This window comes from Poriferisphaera corsica, assembly GCF_007747445.1.
GTDB lineage: Bacteria > Planctomycetota > Phycisphaerae > Phycisphaerales > Phycisphaeraceae > Poriferisphaera > Poriferisphaera corsica.
In genome coordinates, this window is record NZ_CP036425.1 from 3,343,240 (window position 1) to 3,362,000 (window position 18,761).

Genomic DNA, 18,761 nt, shown 5'->3' on the forward strand with positions numbered 1-18,761 from the left:
TCAAACCACACCCTCAACCTGACAACGACCTCAAACTGTGCAATAATACTCCCGTTCTCATATTTCCGGCGAGGGAGAAAATTGCCCCGATGAGCGTTCCAAGCCATACCCCACAACCCATGCACTGTCGGCTCGAAGCCTACGAGTTTCTTGCCGACCAACTCGCGAATATCGATTGCACACAGAATCTTCTCCGTGCCGCAATTGCTGTGTCTATGCATGAGTTAGAAGAGGTACGCATCGCAGCCATCGAACGCGATCTCATGGAACTCACCAATAAAATCGCCGCTCGACTTAATTCCTCTCACCACCGTGCCATCATCGCCCATGCCCACGAAGTCCTCTTCACCGAAGAACGCTTCAAAGGCTGCCGACACGACTACTACAACCCCAAACACTCCTATATCCCATACGTCATCAAAACCCGGCGCGGCCTCCCCAACACCCTCTCCATCGTCTACAAATACATCCTCGAACAACTCGGTCTACAAGTCGATGGCATCGGCGTCCCCGGACACTTCATCGTCCAAGTCACTGTCTCCGAAATGGAGAACGCCCCCCCTTCCGTCCAGCTCATCGACCCATTCTTCTCTGGCCGCATGATGACCGGTAACGAAGTCACACGACGCGCCCACAAAATGACCGGCCAACTCTTCGACCCTTCCGATATCTTCCAGCCCGTCACCCATCACCAATGGCTACGCCGGATCATCCTAAACCTCATCAAATCTTTCGATCAACGCGGCCGTACCGAAGATTTCAACGCAATGCACGAAATGCTCAACCTCGTTGACGCACACTGATCCCTTCTCCCCTTCATACATCCCATTTTCGCATATCCGATCCGACACAGATCCATTACAATCTGCCCATGCCTATCACACAGATCATCCTCGTCGGACACTGCGGCTTCGACACCGCCAACCTCACACGTTTCATCAAAAAACACACCGACCTCCCCATACATGCCGCTCAATCACCCAAAGAACTCACCCCCTATCTCTCCCCAGACGCACTCCTACTTATCAACCGCGTTATCCCGCGAGCATTCAAACTCCCCACTGGCATCGAACTCATTGCTCAGCTCAACCAGCAACCCAACCCGCCCCGCTCTCTACTCATCTCAAATTTCCCCGAATCACAACAACAAGCCATCACCGCAGGTGCCCTCCCCGGCTTCGGCAAATCCCATCTCACAGACCAAAAATCCATCAAGCTCCTCACCGATGCCCTCCAATAAAGACCCCATCCATCGCGCACCTCAACACAGTAAAACCGCATAAACATTTCTACATCACGCCGCAATATTTAAGCTTGTCTTTCACCTCGCCGATACCCTAAACTGAACCTCCACAATACAACTTCAACCACACAACTATTCACTGGTTAGACATGGCAACCAACGGCCGAAAATCTCGCTGCATCACACACACCTCTCCAACGTCCCCTGCACCCTGCTGGGCCCGTTATACCGATTCCGATCTTCTTGACCTCCGCTTCTGTGACCTCAAAATCACACTTAATTCACCCGCCGCCGCACCTTTACGCCACCGCATTGATCGTCTGTACAACGAGCTCGATCGCAAAGGCTTCACCAACTTCAAACCCCACTGCTGGCTCTCAACCGAATGGTTCTCCCCCGACGGTGTCCCCGGCATCGCCATCCCCTTCTATCTCGCACATCCCAGGCTCGCAAAACTCGAAAAGAAGCAAATGCTTCAAGCCGAAGGTAATTCCGAATCCGAATGCCTCAAAATCCTCCGTCACGAAGCCGGCCACGCCATTAACACCGCCTACCGCCTACACTATCGCAAAGCCTACCGCGACCTCTTCGGCTCATACGCCACCCCCTACCCCGAAACCTATAAACCCAAACCCAACTCTCAAAAATTCGTCCACCACCTCGACTATTGGTATGCGCAAGCCCATCCCGCCGAAGATTTCGCTGAAACCTTCGCCGTCTGGATGACCCCAAAATCCAACTGGCGAAACCACTACAAAAATTGGCCTGCCCTCCGCAAGCTCGATTACATCGACACCCTCATGACCGAAGTCGCCGGCTCCCCTACTAAAATCCGTTCTAAGCAATTCATTGAACCCATCACACACAACCAACAAACCCTCCGCGAATACTACCGCACACGCAAACTCACTCTCGCCGACGAATTCCCATCCTTCTTCGACACCGATCTCACCAAACTCTTTTCAAACGAGGCCAAATACACGCGACGCAAAACTGCCGCTGCCTTCCTCCGTGATTACGCACCCGAACTCCGCAGCACTGTCGCCCACTGGACCGCCGCCCACCCCTACACCATTGACCAGGTCCTCCGTGACATGATCGACCGTTGCAAAGAACTCCGTCTTCGCTGCAAGCACACCGATCACCTCACCCTTCCCCAAGCCTACATCATGCTCACCGTCCAGACCATGAACTACATCCACTCCGGCCATTTCCGCCTCCCACTCTAACTTTCAATTAGACCGATAAACAACCGCATCACAACCTATCTACTGATTAGCCCATATCTAACCGATGATTTGACCTCATCGTCAGTACTTCTAAACAACTCAACACACGCCTCTAGTCACAGCAAACCCCCATCAAACCTCAACTTATAACCCTCTCCCCTTTTACCGATATTTAAGCTAAAATAGTACATCTGTCGTAGCCAAGTCCGCTATGCACATATTGTTATGAATAAGAAACGTATTATCATCCTCATGCATTCCGACCTCATCCCCCCCGACTCCATTGAGGGGCTTACCGATGAGGAAGTACTCCCCTATAAAACCGAATTCGATGTCACCGCCACACTCCGCGAGATGGGCCACGACATCCAACCCCTCGGCGTCACCTCCAACCTCGAACGCATCAAAGACGCTGTCGATGAATTCAACCCCCACATCGTCTTTAACCTTCTCGAAGAATTTCACGGCATCGGCGTCTACGACGCACACGTCGTCTCATTCCTCGAACTCCTCAAAACCCCATACACCGGCTGCAACCCACGCGGACTCATGCTCGCCCATAACAAAGCGCTCTCCAAAATGATCTGCCGCTATCACCGCATCCGCGTCCCTCAATTCCACGTCTTCCCCATCTACAAAAAAGTACGCCGCCCTTCCAAGCTCCAATTCCCACTCATCGTCAAATCACTCACCGAAGAAGGCTCCGTCGGTATCTCCCAAGCATCCATTGTCTACAACGACGAAGCACTCGCCGAACGCGTCGACTTCATCCACCGCACACTCACCACCGATGCCATCGCCGAACAATACATCGAAGGCCGCGAACTCTACGTCGCCGTCTCTGGCAATGATCGCCTAGAAACCTACCCTATCTGGGAGTTAGAATTTAAAAAGCTCCGCGAAGATGCACCACGTATCGCCACCGGCCGCATTAAATGGGATCTCAAATACCGCAAACAGGTCGGCATCGACTCCTCACTCGCCAAGGAACTTCCCGAAAATCTGCTCACCGAAATCCCCCGCTTCTGCAAGCGAGCCTATAAAGCCCTCATGCTCTCAGGCTACGCACGCATGGACCTCCGCCTTACGCCAGAAGGCAAAATCTATCTTCTCGAAGCAAACCCCAACCCCGAGCTCGCCTATGGGGAGGACTTCGCCGAGTCCGCAGAAGCCGCAAACATCTCCTACGAAAAACTCCTTACACGCATCATCAACCTCGGCTTACGCTACAGGCTCAAGGGTCAAGCCTAATCTCCCTTACCCATCTTCACACCTAATCATCGAATAGCCTCATGATAGATCACTAAAAGGCTATACCCTAACCTTTACCTTCACTTCATTTTATAGCATTACCACTTGACCAGCCTCCAATTCCCCGTAACACTTATCACATGGCAGATCACCCACACAAACTCCGATATGGCATCCTCTCCACCGGCAACATCGCCCGCCAATTCGCCCACGGCGTACAGGAAGGCGCCTCCCTTTCCACCATCCATGCCGTCGCCTCACGTGACCCCCGCAATGCCCTCACCTTTGCAAATACCTACAACATCCCCAAACCTCACAACTCTTACGACGATCTCATCAACGACCCGAATATCGACGCCATCTACGTAGCCCTCCCCAACAACTATCACCACGAATGGACTATCCGCGCCCTCAATGCTGGCAAGCATGTCCTCTGCGAAAAACCTCTTGCCGTCACCACGCAACAAGCTACCGAAATGTTCCAAGCCGCTGAGCAAAATGACCGCCACCTCGCTGAAGCCTTCATGTACCTCACCCATCCACTCACTAAAACCTACATCCAATCCATCAAAAACGGTGACATCGGCACACCCAAACTACTCCGCACTTCGTTTTCCTTTTCCGTTGCCTACCCCGAAAACAACTCACGTTTCTCAACCGCACTCGCAGGCGGCTCCATCATGGACATCGGCTGCTACTGCGTCACACTTGCACTCCTCGTCGCCGACGCTACCACCTCCCCCGGCTCATACCCCTCACAAATCCATGCCATCGCCCACCTCCACGAATCAGGCATCGACGACTATGCCGCCGTCACACTCCGATTCCCAAACAACCTCATCGTCTCCTTCGTCTCCGGCATGACCGCACAAATGGACAACACCACCTACATCTCAGGCGACAATGGCTACATCCAAATCCCAGTCCCCTGGAAACCTCCCGTCCAAAACGCAACCTTCCACATCGACCACAACATCCCTTCTAAACAAGACAAACTCGCCAAACCCACCGGCAGCTCTCCAAACCAAAAGCAATCTTTCAACATCAACACACCCAACGACAAGCCCCTCTACGCACTTGAAGCCGACGCTTTCGCCGATACCATCCTCAACGATGCTCCCCCCTTCATCACCCCCGAATTCTCACTCCGAACTGCCCGCATCCTTGACGAAATTCGTTCTCAAATAAACCTCCCCTTCTAATTTTCTTGTTTATGTGCACAAACCCGTACGAAATTCGTCCAAAATTTTCTCACATTCACTCGCCCCTTCACCTGACATTCCCACACTTTCCCCCGTAAAATACAAGTCGTTTGTTCTTCCAAGTACACACCGACTTCATCCATCCGCCCATGAGTACACCTGCCTACAACATCGACGGCTTCTACTTCCGCTCAGGACCAAACATCCAAATCAACCTCGTCTCCGCAAAAGAAATCCTCCCGCTCCGACACCACGTCCTACGCCCCAACCGTCCCCTCGAATCCGCCGACTTCCTTGGCGACGATGATCCCTCAACCTCCCACTTCGCCGCTTACGACACCGAAGGCAACCTCGTCGCTTGCGCCACACTCCTCGACAAACCCTTCATCATCAACCCCGATATACCCACCACCAAAGACTTCCAGGAATTCCACCCCGAACTCCTCTCAACCATCGGCATGCGCGCCCGACAACTCCGAGGCATGGCCGTCCACCCCGATCACCACAAAAAAGGTATCGGCTCACTCCTGCTCAACTACATCGAAACCCATCAATCCATCCCCATGCAAACCACCGACCTCTGGTGCAATGCACGCACCCACGCCGCATCCTTCTACCAAAACCATGGCTGGATCACCGTCACTCCTCCCTTCGACATCCCCAACGTCGGCCCGCATGTCCAGATGTACCGCAAAATTCGACAATACTGACCCCAACACAACGCATACAATCAAACATGAAGCCCAAGCAACTCGTCCAACAATGGATCCAAGCCTTCAATCAAGCTGACCCAGAACGCTTAGCCAGCTTCTACGCAGACAACGCCATCAATCACCAAGCACCCGAGCCGCCTCTTCATGGCAAGCAAGCCATCAAACACTTCTTTATCAAAGAATTCGCACTCGCCAACATGACGTGCATCGTCGAAAACCTCTTCGAAGACGGCGAATGGGCCATCCTCGAATGGAAAGACCCCTCTGGCCTTCGCGGCTGCGGCTTCTTCCATATCCAAAACGATAAAATCATCACCCAACGCGGCTACTGGGATAAGCTCTCATTCCTCAGACTCAACAACCTCCCATTACCCACCAACTAACCTTCGATTAGAGCAAAACGACCTAACCCCTACCCCCAATAATACGACCCATCCTTTCCAAGCTGCCGTTCAATCTCAAGCAGCCGGTTATACTTCGCAATCCGCTCACTGCGGCACGCCGATCCGCTCTTCAAATGCCCACCATCCATCGCCACCGTAAAGTCCGCCAAAAACGTATCTTCCGTCTCTCCCGATCGGTGAGACAAGAAGTACCGCCACCCCGCCTGCCGACACTTCTTCACCGCCGCAATCGTTTCCGTCACCGTCCCGATCTGATTTAATTTAATCAGCGCAGCATTCGCCGTTTTCTCCGCAATCCCTCGCTCTATAAACTGCACATTCGTCACAAAGTTATCATCCCCCACGACTTCGATCCGATCGCCGAAACGCTCTGTAAACAACCTGAAACCTTCCCAGTCATGTTCACCAAACGGATCTTCCCAAAGCACGATCGGAAACTCATCTAAAAGCCGTTCATACACCGACATCATCCCCTCACGATCCTTCACTCCGCCCCCCGACCACTTCATCACATACTGCCCCTCCTCTTGCGGCATCGCAAACGAAGTCGCCGCCGAATCCACTGCCAACGCAATCTGTTCTCCCGCCTTATAACCCGCCTTCTCGATCGCCTCCACAATCAACTCCAACGCCTCCTCGTTACTCTTCAAGTTCGGCGCAAACCCGCCCTCATCCCCAACACTCGTCGCAAGCCCACGCTCTTTCAAAATACTCTTTAAAACATGGAAAACCTCAACGTTCCACCGCAGTCCTTCCGAGTAACACGCAGCACCCACCGGCACGATCATGAACTCCTGAAAATCCACACTGTTATCCGCATGCACCCCGCCATTCAATATATTCATACAAGGCACTGGCATACGCGTCGCCCCCACACCTCCCAGATAAGCATACAGCGGCAAGTTAGACATCACCGCTCCCGCCTTCGCGACCGCCATTGATACGCCCAATATCGCATTCGCTCCAAGCCGCTCTTTGTTCGCCGTTCCATCCAATTCAATCATCATCCGGTCAATCCGCCTCTGATCCCGCACGTCCACCCCTACCAGCGCGTTTCGAAGCTCACCCCGCACATGACTCACCGCTTCCTGCACCCCTCTGCCGCCATACCGTTTACGGTCACCATCCCTCAGTTCCACCGCCTCATACTCACCCGTCGACGCGCCTGAAGGCACGGTCGCGCTCACGCGCACACCATGCCTCGCTCCCCCCCCTGCTCCACCGTGCCCAGCTTGCAAGAACACTCTCACCGTTGGATTTCCTCTTGAATCCAGCACTTCAAGCGCATCAATTCCGGTAATCTGCATCTCATCACGCTGACCCATAACCACAACCTTTCCTACAAACCCATATCACTCGCCGCAATCTTGCCCCTCAACCAGTCTGAATGCTATCGACCTATTCACCAATATCCGCGCAGCAATCGCGGCCCAATCACTCATTCATGTCCAAATACATATTATCACCCCCCCCTCCACACACACATATCCCCATCATTACCAATCCGTCACCGCATGTCGGCCGGTGTACCAGCTCATCTCACAATCCAGCTGATACAGCGACACCATCTCATCCGCCTCAAGCGCCCGTCGCCCACCGCCCAATCCTTCCCACCACGTCAACAATGAATGATAAAAATCATCCATCGCCTCATCACTCATTTCGCGCAGCAACCGCCCCGCTTTATCCTCAATACCTACAGGCTTCTTAACTGCCCCCCTCACCTGCGTCATCAACTGCTTATGACATTCAAATACAATATCATTCTCAACCAATATCACACGCATCCCAAACAGCACCACTTCCATCGCCGCCTTACTCTTCAAATACACTTCCCCCATCCGCTTACCTTCTTCCCAAAAACAATACCGATTCCCCTGCAACTGCGCCCAGAAAGACGCCATCTTTTCTTCATGCCTATCTCTCGCATAGACACCTGTCACCTCACCCAAAACATCCTGACCCCAAACACACATCACCCCGTCCACCCCATTCATCGCTGGCTCACTCCCCTCCGCCATGACCCGCTCTACATACCCCACTGGCACATACCGCCCCTCCGCATAATTCTCCCAGCCCGGCAAGATATCAAACCAAATAAATGAAACATCTCGCGCCACGCGCCTCCGCTCCCAGCTCGCCTCATCCAACACCACCATCAGGTCAACATCCGAGTCTACGCGCTCGCGACCCTTTGCAATCGACCCTCCCAAATAAACCGCCACAACCTGCTCGCCAACACCCTCCGCAATCGCCAACACCCGTCTCACGCCCGCCGCCAATGCAAGCCGATGATGCTCATACTGAACCCGCGATTCCACCTTTGCCCACATCTTCGTATCAAACACATCGCAAAGCTCATCCCGCATCACATCAAAATCAATACCGCTCATCGCCCGTAGCTTTCTATCCCTCAAACCCGCCACGTCTAATCATACGCTGCATGTATGCAACAACAATATCAACACGGGCGCAGGACACAATGTATCATTGAGATACTAAGTTATAGAAGACTCAACCACCAGTTTTTTACACCCGATTCTTTGACATTTTATGACCATTTCTCACCAAAGTTTGCCCACAACTGATCAAAGTTTTCGATTCTTGAGCATAATTATTTTCCAGCCCAAATAGCACATCACCGCTTTTTCTATAACCAAAATTCATAACTCTTTGATGCAGACAGAGAATATTATAAAAGCTGCGAAAAAGTCTTATTTTTTCGCAGCTTTTGGAATTTGTCTTTGTGCGCAAAGAGACGCATTCGTGCGCCCAAACGCGCTTATTTACGCCGTCTCAGCAAGGCCAAACCACCCAACAACATAAGACTTCCGCTCAATGGTTCTGGAATAACCGTCGCCACAAAGCTGTCATAAACACTCTGCTGCGCCGCATCAAACGTCACATCCTGATACTGACTAAACATCAAAAGGTCATCCGCATCCACATCCCAATCGCCATCCCAATCACCCATCGCCCAACCCTTCATACCCTCATGGTAAGCAAGCTCACCTGTGAAGTTATTCATAAGTGCTGTGAAATCAAGATAATCCACATCACCATCCAGATCCGCATCACCATATTCCGTGCTTAAAATATCTCGCACCAGAAAATCAACATCCTTCTGTGTCACCAGCGTGCTGGTTGCAGCCAGATTAAAGATTTCCGCGTCCCCGCCAATGTTCTTGTACAGCAGATCAATATCAGACGCATTCACATCACCATCGATATTAAAATCGCCTGCCGCATCCGCGGTCATCGCAACCCGACCTGTCGAACGTAAATCGATGTGTACGTGGTTGATATGAACACCCGACGAATCGCCGACCGCGTAGGCATTCAAACCAAGCACATCCATACGGTCATTAAACGCATCACGGATATCCGTATTACTGATAATCATCTTGTATGCTTCAACACCAGTCGCCGCATTAACTACGAAGGCTTCCATCGTATCAACAACCCATTTCTCACTACTGCTGAGCGTGCCGTTACCCCAGTTCATCGCACTACCAGGAATATTCAGATCAACATCCATGCCCCCTTGATGGGTTTGATGCCACGCCGATGAACCGTAACCGTCATCCGTTGAAAGCGCGTTGTAGGTTTGCGTGCCTGATGCCGCTGCCGACGCCGCCACAATCGTGTCGACCGTCCAGCTTGTTGCCCATCGCTCTGGCTGCGGGGTTGCACCAGAGCGAGCCCCTGTTCCGGGATCGCGGCCGGGAAGAATATCGAAGTTGCCGTTGCCGTTATTGATACTGAAATAGCCGGTTTGCGGATCTGGATCAATGAGTTCAACCCAAGACGGTGCGTTGGCTGCGTTGAGCCATGCGGTGGTGTTGGGGCCGACAACGCCGTCCATGTTGGCTGGCTTGCTGTTGCTAAATGAGGCTTGGAATAGTTTGACCGCTGAAGTGGAGGATGGGCCATAATCGCCGTCAACAACAAGTGAATCGCCGCCCTGACGTGGGTAACCGAAATAGTTGAGACGATGCTGCTGACCGGCGACGGAGACTTTGTCATCCGCATCAACGACCGCGCCGCGCCCCGCACCCGTATATCCTTCACGTACCGTCACTTCGAACGATTTCTGCACACCGTCTACGAGCACATTGCCGGTGAGCGTGCCTTGAAAACCTTTTGCATTGAGATTGAGGTCGTTGCTGGTGGTGCCGACGGCATCCGGAACGATGAAAAACTTGCCGGTGTTAGTGAAGCTAGCGCCAGTCCAGTTGGTGGTGCTGGGTACATCGAAACCTGGCGCATTATTGAAAGTGAGGCCGGTGAAGTTGCTGCCGCTACCGAAAGCTGCGGCCAGATCAATGGCTATGACATCACCCGTGCGGCCATAAAAATCGGCATCTGTATCGTAAACATTTGCTGTTGCTGCAGTTGAAGCTCCCAAAACCGCACATAACGCTGCAATACCTAAAGGTTTATTCAAACTCATCGTTCTTGATCCTTATCCGGTAGTCATGGTCAATTCTCTGATGTCGCGCAAACAAAACGATCGCGCATCAGTGCCTCCTGTCGTTTCCGGGGGGGGGAGGAGGCGCTGATCTTTTCTACGAAGCCACACATATACGATGAGATTGCGGATGCTCTCTCAACCCATCCACAACTAAATATATCTCCTGATCGCTTAACCACAAGAAAATTTCGCGCGATTGTTCTATAAAACCATCCTGCAACATAGGCCACCCATTCTCGCCTTCCCCACCCCCCATGCCCCCCTAATTTACCATATCAGACTGATTCGATGTCCTTCTAAAACACACAGGCTTATGCAACTTCGTGCTCACCATGCAATCGAAAAGAAAACACATCAAGCGATTGAAAATAAATACAAAAAAGTCCTCAAAACAATACGGATACATGTTGATGATTATTGCGATATATTGTTAAGTTTTTTCTGTAATGAATCAATGAAACGCTCGTATTTACCCGTATTATTCGCATTAAATGCATAATTTTTATTGGCGCGATCTATAACTCGGGTTAAACTTACCGCGCTTGTTAATCGAGTTCGTCTGTGTTGTATCATTTCATTTTTACGAACTTGTAAGCTGTTTTGTGTGAATCATCTTTTTAACCCTCTGCGCATTGTTTTCACAATCAATCACTTGATCAATATCAAGGTTTATTGCTTTGTTTTGTGTGACATTCAGGTTACACAAGATTGACTTGGCTAATTTCTTCATAGCTGAGATTGATTGATATATCAGTACATTCAAAGTGTATTTTAATTTGATATATAACAAATACAGACGTACATGAGGCATTTATTTATTAGTTTTATATTCGCTCATTGCGATATGGATAAATTTGAGGGCAGAATAATTGTATGGCATGCAGCGCACTCCTACATAGACGGTGCATGCCTGGGAGATAGCGGAGACACATTTAATTTTGATCCAAGAGAGGAACGAAAAGTATGAAGACGAAAACACTAGGATTATGCGCCGGTATAGCGGCGGGTTTGGGATTTGCAGCTAGCGTTGATGCGGCGGTACTGTTTGAGGAATCATTTGATTCTGAGGCCGCAGCAAAAGTCAACGCAACGAATTTGGGCCAAAATTCGATCGATTATGTCGACTATTCAAACTTTAGCGTAGACGGCACTGCGTTCTCGATCGGCTCAGCTCAAACAGGTATGGGAACGAACGGTGTGCTCATCCGTAGCAATTATGATGAGGGCGTGAATTCCGGCGTCCAGTTTTATGCACTTGAAGGATTGGCATCAGATGCTGCAGCTTTGAAATCGTTCAATGGCAATTACATTATGAAATGGGACACATGGCAAAACATGGGTGTACCCCTGGCAGCCACTGGCTCGACTGAATGGTCAACCTATGGTGTTGGCCGTGATGCGGATACATACAACGGTTATGCAAATGCATCATTCCAAGGTACCTGGGGTGTTAACCTGACCGGTGGTGATTTTAATACATGGGATTATCGAATTGCTGTAGACGGCACCGTGGAAGCGGAAATAAACAATGAGTCGGCTGAGGCGACGGCGGCGTTCCCAAGCAACGATATTGTGGGTACACCTATCAACGCATGGACTCACTGGGAATTAGTTGTTGACGGTGACAGTGACAATGTGAAGCTATACGCAAACGGTGAAATGCTGTTTGACATTACGTCGGCTGTAACTGATGGCTATGCGTACATTGGCTATTCAGACCGTTATAGTTCGGTCAATAGTGATCCTGTCAATACATGGGCCATTTTGGATAACTTAAAGATTACTGACATTCCTGAGCCTGCTTCATTGGCATTGTTTGGCTTAGGCGGGTTGGCGATGCTTCGTCGTCGTAAGTAATGACTGAGAATTGCTGCATGATTATCACAAAACACAATCATCTTGTGTATGCGGCTTAAAAATAGACCACTCAACCCAATGGCCGTCGAGCGTACATGCGTTCGGCGGTTTTTTTTGATATCGCATATGATGATATTTATGAGCCATGTGGATCACGATAATTAAGCATTTCGAAGCCTTGCAACAGCGTCAAAGTGAATCCATTCTGGATTGTGATCTATAAGAGGTATAAAAAAAATGAACATTACTGCCTAATTTAACCTTCGTACGATTTCACGGCGATTGGCAGCCCCATGGCGCATGTGATGCGTGTTTTGATCACGTTAATTCTTCATAATCAACTGGTTACACATGTATTCACATGAGTGTGGTAAAAACGACATTCGTACACTTTTTAATTCGCGCTTATGCGCTCATTATGTTAGAATTTTTCGACCTTAATTCTATAACTTTTTGCTTGGCAACGATTAATTTCAGGTGTAACATTCATATCGACTAAGACACTTACCTAGATTTTTCTACTTATTTTTTTCAATTAATTCTGGCGTTTCAGCTATCAAGCTTTAAATGATATTTATTGTTCGCAAAGTCATTTCGTGCGAGCACACTCGGAGACTTTTTAAGAGAGAGGCATATTAATCATGAAATCTATGTTTACTACAGGCGCGCTTTTAGCAGCAACATTGGCTTTTGCAGGCTCAGCATCGGCAGCGGTTTTGTTTGAATCTGATCTAAGTTCAGCAGAAGCTTCCAAGTTTGCAGTTGCAGGTACGGCAGACAGTGCTGCACAATTTGGTTTTGATTACAGCGCATTAGGTATTGAAGCTGCACCTAACGGTAGCGGCGACACGGTTGGCCTTCGTTTGGCAGCAAACATGAGTGCTGGCGCTGCGCATGAAGTCGCAGTTGTCACAAACCAATCATTCAGCGGCAAATACATCGTCAAATTTGACGCATGGGCGAACGTGAACGGCCCATTCCCCGGCGGCGGCGGCGGCTCAACTGAATTCTTCGGTGGTGTTGTTGGTCACGATGGCGTGACAGCTGGCCGTAATGGTGCAGGCTTATTGATCACTGGTGATGCTGGTTCAGCACGTGATATTCGCGGTTACAAAGATGCGGGCGAGCAAGACATTGCTAGCGGGCAGTACGCTGTAACAAGTCAGAACCAAGACGCTTTGGTTCCGATCTTCGGTCACGGCGACCAAGGTTATGCCGCTCCAATTTGGCAGCAGGAAAACTACACACAACAGAACGGCTCAGCTATCAAAGATAGCGAGGGTATCCCAACTGGTGAGTTTAACGACCCGAATTTGTATGCCGGTGCCGCGGGTTTTGCATGGCACGCATTTGAAGCAGTCGTAGATTCGGAAGCTGGTACCGTGAAGTGGGCTCTTGATGGTGTAGATATCATCACGATCGACAGCAATATAGGCAGTGCGGTTGCGACTGACGGTAAAGCTGGCTTGCTCTATATGGACCTATTCGGTTCAGTGTCAGATAATGCTGATTTGAGCTTCGGCGTGTTTGATAACTTTGTTATCACAGACGTGCCAGAACCTGCATCACTGGCACTGTTCGGTCTTGGTGGTTTGGCAATGCTGCGTCGTCGTAAATAATGACGCACTAAGCAAGGGTTTGCTTACCAATACAATTTGACCACTCAACCCAATGGCCGTCGAACCTCTTGGTTCGGCGGTTTTTCATTTGTATAGATGTGCAAAACTTAGCTTTACCGCGTGTATCGCGAATAAAGGGTGAAAATTGGAGAAAAAGATTGCCTTATCGGTTGTTTTAACTTTAAATGTGTATAGATGTGATCCCAATTCTTAGCGCTATGTGTTGTGTATTAGTCTTTGAACGGTCTATCTGAAGTAGCACTGCTTTGCATTTCTATTAGAGCAGTGTTTTAGGTTGTATTGATTGAATGAAAAATCATACATTGTCCTGCACGCGACAGGTTTTGGTGCAACTTTGAATTTTGATGTGTACGTAACAAATCAGTGGCGGCTTCTCATTTGGTATTAATGTGCAATGTGCGGCGAAGCCATTTGATAAGACGGGCACATCACAATCAAAATCTGCTGAAACCATGCGATGGGTTAGCGTTTGGTGGCGAAATCGTGTGCTGTTCGTGTAACACTTGGTTATTGCGTGGAGGCTACCTGTGACATTTCGAGCAATATTTACAGCGGTTATCGTTGCAAGCGCATTATTGTTGGTCGTTTTGATGGTCAACTCGAGACGGCCTGAGATTGAGGTGGCACAGCCAACGGTTGATCTTGTACGTGCATCTGGGAAGTGTGCGGAATGCCATTCGCGCGAGACGCATGCGATTGTATTTGAGTATTCGTTGTCTGGGCATGCGAAGGCGAAGGTGAATTGTTTGGAATGCCACCAGGCTTTGCCGGGCCAGCAGAAGATGGAACATCGTGGGTTCATTATTGCGAACCGATTGACTTCTAAAAATTGTTCGCAATGTCATGCACAGCAATATGACCAATTTTTGAGATCCAGACATGCGGCACCGGCATGGGCAGCAGTGAAAGGGCCGGATGACTTTACGGCTGAACAGATTTTGTTTGCTGAAAAATATCACAAAGGGGCGGTTAAACGGCCTGCGAACAAGTTGGCGGCTTTAGAGGGCGGACCTGCGATCGAAGTGGGGTGCGCGAAGTGTCATAACATTGGGAAGCCGAACCTGGACGGATCCATTGGGACGTGTACAGCATGTCATGCTCGTCATGCATCGTCGGTTGAGTTGGCGAGATTGCCGCAAACGTGTGGGCAGTGCCATATGGGGCCGGATCACTCGCAGATTGAGATTTACAACGAATCTAAGCACGGCGTGCTGTTTAACCAACAGCGAGGGATCATGGATTTGAAGGCGAAGCCGGGAACGCTGACAACGAATGATATGCCGGTACCGACGTGCGCAACGTGCCACATGTCGGGGCTTAACGGGTTGAAATCGACGCATGACACGTCGGAGCGTTTGTCATATTGGCTGTTTGCGCCAGTATCAGAAAAACGACCTAACTACACGTTAGCTCAGGCGAATATGCAAGATGTCTGTAAACAGTGCCACACTGCACCATATGTTGAACGTTTTTACCAAGAAGCAGAATCGGTTGTTGATGCAACAAACGTGAAGATTGGTAAGGCTCGCGATCAGATGCTGAAATTAAAAGCGGATGGCTTACTGGAACATGCGCCTTTCTCGCAGGAAATTGATTTTGTGTATTTTGATATGTGGCATTACTTCGGCCGCACAGCAAAACATGGTGCATTTATGGGCGGTGCTGACTTTGTGCAATGGCATGGGAATTATGAATTGCTGCACTCGCAGGTCATGCTTGACGAATTGGCGAAGAAGTTAGAAGAAGAGCATGAGAAATGAATCAGAAGCATGCAATGATTAATCGCGTGGTGAGTGCGGTAGAAGTCGGGCCTTGCGGCTTGATTGAGTTGTTCTGTTTTTCGAATTTGGCGTTCTTAACGATCGATATCTATTTCGCACACTCAATCAATGCTTTCGCAATGTCAACAGAATGGATTCCGTTCTATTTTTCGATCGTTGGATCGGTGGCGCTGATTGTGAGCATGATCAAGGGGAAGCTAGAGCCTAACGAGAAATGGTCGAAAGTACTTGGGCTCATTGTGGGATGGGGAGCGGTCATAACGGGTGTGCTGGGAATGATCTACCACTTGGAATCGCGATTTTTTAAGGAATACACACTGGCGTCATTGGTGTATGCGGCTCCGTTTGCTGCCCCATTATCCTATACAGGTATCGGGCTGCTTCTGATCATGAATCGTACAGTGAAGTACGGAACACGGAACTGGTGGCAGTGGGTCATCGTTTTAGGATTAGGTGGGTTTGCGGGGAATTTTGTGCTTTCTGTTTTAGACCATGCACAGAACGGGTTTTATGAGTGGACAGAATGGATTCCTGTTATCGCCAGCGCAGTGGCTGTAGGCGTACTGATTCCATTGATTTGGGAACGAGTAACCAAAGCGTTTTTGCTGGTTGTGGTTTGGGTGATGGTCACACAAATGCTGGTGGGCGGACTTGGATTTTACTTCCACGGGATCGCTGATCTTCAGGGATCATCGGAAAGCATGTGGGAAAACTTAGTTTTTGGAGCACCGATTTTTGCACCCCTGCTGTTTGCAAATATCGCTTTGCTTGTACTGATTGGGCTCTGGGGTGGGTATATTTGGATGATGACGCAGGAAAATGAATCAGATCACTGATCATTCCAATGAATATTTGGGCAAAAGTGATGGGGGAAGCATGTGTGTGGATTGGTACGAGGGTTATGTGTCGGGGAGATGACTATATAATAGATGCAGGTATTGAGTTGTAGTAGCCGAGAGTAAAAGTGGCTATGGCTGTGGCTGAAGTATGACGATACGGCCAGCTAGAATGAATGCCAACGGAGCGTAAGAATGAAAGTAGCGATAGCGTGTGATCATGGTGGATTTCCACTGAAGCAGGATTTGATTGGTGTGATCAAGTCGATGGGCCATGAAATTGTGGATCTTGGGGCACATCAGTACGACAAAGATGATGATTACCCGGATTTCGCACGCTATCTTGGGCAAGCGATCCAACATGGGCAGGCAGATCGTGGGGTATTGCTATGCGGATCGGGCGTTGGGGCATCCGTTGCAGCGAATAAATTGACGGGGGTTCGAGCGGCAATTTGCCACGACTCCTATTCTGCACACCAGGGTGTAGAGCATGATGACATGAATGTCTTGTGTATGGGTGCGAGGATCGTGGGTGCGGCCTTGGCGAACGAGCTAGTACGAGCATTTTTAAGTGCAAATTTTTCACAGGAAGATCGGCACGTACGCAGACTAGAGAAGGTCATCGGGATGGAAGCTGGGGGCTGATCGGCTTTTAGAGCCCATCCGAGGGATATTAAATTGATAACAAACCGTCCACAGCAGAAGCCTCTGGGCGGTTTTTTGATGCGAAAAGTGCGATATTTTCCCAAGTATTGAAATCTGGACACCGATAATCGAAATCTATGTTAGGCAGCTTGCCGCGGGCGTGAAGTTGTCTATCATGCTTGTATCTGAATTCAGACAATTTCACCCTTTATTATTGAAGGATCGGATCCATGCCAAAACGCGCAAAGATTTCTATCATCGGTGGTGGTAACGTCGGTGCATCATGTGCAATGTGGGCAGCAGCGAAAGAGCTGGGCGACATTGTTGTTCTCGACATCCCACAGGCTGAAAACATGGTTAAGGGCAAGATGCTCGACCTGTTCCAGTGTGCTCCACTCGAGCGTTTCGACGCGAAGATCACCGGCACTGCTGACTACAAAGATATTGCTGACTCTGACGTGATCATTGTTACAGCTGGTCTACCACGTAAGCCTGGAATGAGCCGCGATGACCTGATTGAAACAAACGCGAAAATCGTGAAGAGCGTTTCCGAAAACATCAAAGAACACTCACCTGAAGCAAAGGTTATCCTTGTTTCTAACCCACTCGACGCAATGGTCTACACAGCTTGGAAAGCAACTGGCTTCCCAACAAACCAGATCATGGGTCAAGCTGGCTGCTTGGACGTTGCACGCTACAAAGCTTTCATCGCAATGGAAACTGGTTTCTCAGTTGAAGACGTTAATGCTCTTCTCCTCGGTGGCCACGGCGACACAATGGTTCCACTGCCACGCTTCACGAATATTTCTGGCATCCCAATCACCAACTTCATCAGCGAAGAACGCCTCAACGAAATCGTTGATCGTGCTAAAGTTGGCGGCGGCGAAATCGTCAAGTTGATGGGTACTTCTGCTTACTACGCACCAGCATCCGGTTCTGTCCAGATGGCTGAAGCAATCATCAAAGACAAGAAGCGCATCCTTCCATGTGCTGCCTTCTGTGGTAACAATGAATACGGTGCACAAGACCTGTTCGTCGGCGTACCTGCGGTACTCGGCGCGAACGGTGTCGAGAAGGTTCTTGACCTTGACCTCAATGCGGAAGAAAAAGGCTACATGGACACATCCATCGAAGCCGTCAAGGAACTCGTTGGCATCGTCAACAAAATGTTCCCTGAGCTCGCAAAATAATTATCTAATATTATTTAGATATTCAAACCCAAGGCGATTTGCCTTGGGTTTTTTTATGCGACCAGCAACAAGTCTTAGCGCATAAAAAGACCGGCCTGCCGTTGCAGCAAGCCGGTCTGATCAAGTGCGGCGAAGATGACAAATTGAATACTGGTTACTTCGCGTGTAATTGCAGATTTTCACTACTTAAACAACATCTTGAGAGACTTTTAAGAGAGAAACTACTTAAGGGCGGCCTTTCGGCCATTCAGCTATCTTTCTCCTCCCAGGCACGCACAAATGTGCCGGGTACTACA

General features: G+C 49.7%; 16 protein-coding genes. 13 read left to right on the plus strand and 3 right to left on the minus strand.

The features are described from left to right. Positions 1–89 precede the first annotated feature (89 nt). The 7 genes from KS4_RS13740 (at position 90) to KS4_RS13770 (ending at position 6,021) form a co-directional block, all read left to right on the plus strand. A complete protein-coding gene (locus tag KS4_RS13740) occupies positions 90–803 on the plus strand; it encodes a transglutaminase-like domain-containing protein (protein ID WP_145079242.1) in 714 nt (237 codons plus the stop codon). Positions 804–871: 68 nt separating this feature from the next. Next, positions 872–1,240 carry a hypothetical protein gene (locus KS4_RS13745; RefSeq protein ID WP_145079245.1) on the plus strand — a complete coding sequence of 123 codons (369 nt, stop codon included), beginning with the start codon at positions 872–874 and terminating at the stop codon, positions 1,238–1,240. 152 nt (positions 1,241–1,392) lie between these two features. Then, positions 1,393–2,472: a putative zinc-binding metallopeptidase gene (locus tag KS4_RS13750; RefSeq protein ID WP_145079248.1), complete on the plus strand. Its 1,080-nt coding sequence runs from the start codon at positions 1,393–1,395 to the stop codon at positions 2,470–2,472. Positions 2,473–2,697: 225 nt separating this feature from the next. Next, a complete protein-coding gene (locus KS4_RS13755) occupies positions 2,698–3,723 on the plus strand; it encodes a D-alanine--D-alanine ligase family protein (RefSeq protein ID WP_145079249.1) in 1,026 nt (341 codons plus the stop codon). A gap of 140 nt (positions 3,724–3,863) precedes the next feature. Continuing rightward, positions 3,864–4,925 carry a Gfo/Idh/MocA family protein gene (locus KS4_RS13760; RefSeq protein WP_145079251.1) on the plus strand — a complete coding sequence of 354 codons (1,062 nt, stop codon included), beginning with the start codon at positions 3,864–3,866 and terminating at the stop codon, positions 4,923–4,925. A gap of 110 nt (positions 4,926–5,035) precedes the next feature. Beyond that, positions 5,036–5,635, plus strand: a complete 600-nt coding sequence (locus KS4_RS13765; protein WP_145079253.1) for a GNAT family N-acetyltransferase — start codon at positions 5,036–5,038, stop codon at positions 5,633–5,635. 26 nt (positions 5,636–5,661) lie between these two features. Continuing rightward, positions 5,662–6,021: a nuclear transport factor 2 family protein gene (locus tag KS4_RS13770; protein WP_145079255.1), complete on the plus strand. Its 360-nt coding sequence runs from the start codon at positions 5,662–5,664 to the stop codon at positions 6,019–6,021. 29 nt (positions 6,022–6,050) lie between these two features. Here the strand turns inward: KS4_RS13770 and eno are convergent, their stop codons facing one another. From eno to KS4_RS13785, 3 genes are all read right to left on the minus strand, one after another. Then, on the minus strand, positions 6,051–7,367 hold the full coding sequence (gene eno / locus KS4_RS13775; protein WP_315851382.1) for a phosphopyruvate hydratase: 1,317 nt from the start codon (positions 7,365–7,367) through the stop codon (positions 6,051–6,053). A 171-nt stretch (positions 7,368–7,538) separates the two neighbouring features. Beyond that, a complete protein-coding gene (locus KS4_RS13780) occupies positions 7,539–8,435 on the minus strand; it encodes a nucleotidyltransferase domain-containing protein (RefSeq protein ID WP_145079257.1) in 897 nt (298 codons plus the stop codon). 389 nt (positions 8,436–8,824) lie between these two features. Next, the gene (locus KS4_RS13785; protein ID WP_145079259.1) at positions 8,825–10,495 is read right to left on the minus strand and encodes a peptidoglycan-binding domain-containing protein; all 1,671 of its coding nucleotides are present in this window, start codon (positions 10,493–10,495) and stop codon (positions 8,825–8,827) included. Between the two features lie 984 nt (positions 10,496–11,479). Here KS4_RS13785 and KS4_RS13790 point away from each other — a divergent pair. The 6 genes from KS4_RS13790 to mdh all read left to right on the plus strand — a co-directional run bounded on the left by KS4_RS13790 (position 11,480) and on the right by mdh (position 18,465). Further along, the gene (locus tag KS4_RS13790; RefSeq protein WP_145079261.1) at positions 11,480–12,373 is read left to right on the plus strand and encodes a PEP-CTERM sorting domain-containing protein; all 894 of its coding nucleotides are present in this window, start codon (positions 11,480–11,482) and stop codon (positions 12,371–12,373) included. 641 nt (positions 12,374–13,014) lie between these two features. Beyond that, positions 13,015–13,992: a PEP-CTERM sorting domain-containing protein gene (locus KS4_RS13795; RefSeq protein WP_145079264.1), complete on the plus strand. Its 978-nt coding sequence runs from the start codon at positions 13,015–13,017 to the stop codon at positions 13,990–13,992. Positions 13,993–14,540: 548 nt separating this feature from the next. Further along, positions 14,541–15,773 carry a multiheme c-type cytochrome gene (locus tag KS4_RS13800; RefSeq protein ID WP_145079267.1) on the plus strand — a complete coding sequence of 411 codons (1,233 nt, stop codon included), beginning with the start codon at positions 14,541–14,543 and terminating at the stop codon, positions 15,771–15,773. Then, the gene (locus KS4_RS13805; RefSeq protein WP_145079270.1) at positions 15,770–16,630 is read left to right on the plus strand and encodes a hypothetical protein; all 861 of its coding nucleotides are present in this window, start codon (positions 15,770–15,772) and stop codon (positions 16,628–16,630) included. Before KS4_RS13800 ends, KS4_RS13805 begins: the two co-directional genes overlap by 4 nt. A gap of 195 nt (positions 16,631–16,825) precedes the next feature. Further along, positions 16,826–17,275, plus strand: coding sequence for a ribose 5-phosphate isomerase B (rpiB, locus tag KS4_RS13810; protein WP_145079273.1), 450 nt, complete (start codon positions 16,826–16,828; stop codon positions 17,273–17,275). A gap of 230 nt (positions 17,276–17,505) precedes the next feature. Next, complete coding sequence (gene mdh / locus KS4_RS13815; RefSeq protein ID WP_145079276.1) at positions 17,506–18,465, plus strand: malate dehydrogenase; 960 nt, start codon at positions 17,506–17,508, stop codon at positions 18,463–18,465. The last annotated feature ends 296 nt before the right edge of the window (positions 18,466–18,761 follow it).

Excerpts from the sequence above, each read along its gene's own strand:
- KS4_RS13740 (WP_145079242.1), top strand. The coding sequence starts at position 90 with ATGAGCGTTCCAAGCCATACCCCACAACCCATGCACTGTCGGCTCGAA.
- KS4_RS13745 (WP_145079245.1), top strand. The coding sequence starts at position 872 with ATGCCTATCACACAGATCATCCTCGTCGGACACTGCGGCTTCGACACC.
- KS4_RS13750 (WP_145079248.1), top strand. The coding sequence starts at position 1,393 with ATGGCAACCAACGGCCGAAAATCTCGCTGCATCACACACACCTCTCCA.
- KS4_RS13755 (WP_145079249.1), top strand. The coding sequence starts at position 2,698 with ATGAATAAGAAACGTATTATCATCCTCATGCATTCCGACCTCATCCCC.
- KS4_RS13760 (WP_145079251.1), top strand. The coding sequence starts at position 3,864 with ATGGCAGATCACCCACACAAACTCCGATATGGCATCCTCTCCACCGGC.
- KS4_RS13770 (WP_145079255.1), top strand. The coding sequence starts at position 5,662 with ATGAAGCCCAAGCAACTCGTCCAACAATGGATCCAAGCCTTCAATCAA.
- eno (WP_315851382.1), bottom strand. The coding sequence starts at position 7,367 with ATGGGTCAGCGTGATGAGATGCAGATTACCGGAATTGATGCGCTTGAA.
- KS4_RS13780 (WP_145079257.1), bottom strand. The coding sequence starts at position 8,435 with ATGAGCGGTATTGATTTTGATGTGATGCGGGATGAGCTTTGCGATGTG.
- KS4_RS13785 (WP_145079259.1), bottom strand. The coding sequence starts at position 10,495 with ATGAGTTTGAATAAACCTTTAGGTATTGCAGCGTTATGTGCGGTTTTG.
- KS4_RS13790 (WP_145079261.1), top strand. The coding sequence starts at position 11,480 with ATGAAGACGAAAACACTAGGATTATGCGCCGGTATAGCGGCGGGTTTG.
- KS4_RS13795 (WP_145079264.1), top strand. The coding sequence starts at position 13,015 with ATGAAATCTATGTTTACTACAGGCGCGCTTTTAGCAGCAACATTGGCT.
- KS4_RS13805 (WP_145079270.1), top strand. The coding sequence starts at position 15,770 with ATGAATCAGAAGCATGCAATGATTAATCGCGTGGTGAGTGCGGTAGAA.
- rpiB (WP_145079273.1), top strand. The coding sequence starts at position 16,826 with ATGAAAGTAGCGATAGCGTGTGATCATGGTGGATTTCCACTGAAGCAG.
- mdh (WP_145079276.1), top strand. The coding sequence starts at position 17,506 with ATGCCAAAACGCGCAAAGATTTCTATCATCGGTGGTGGTAACGTCGGT.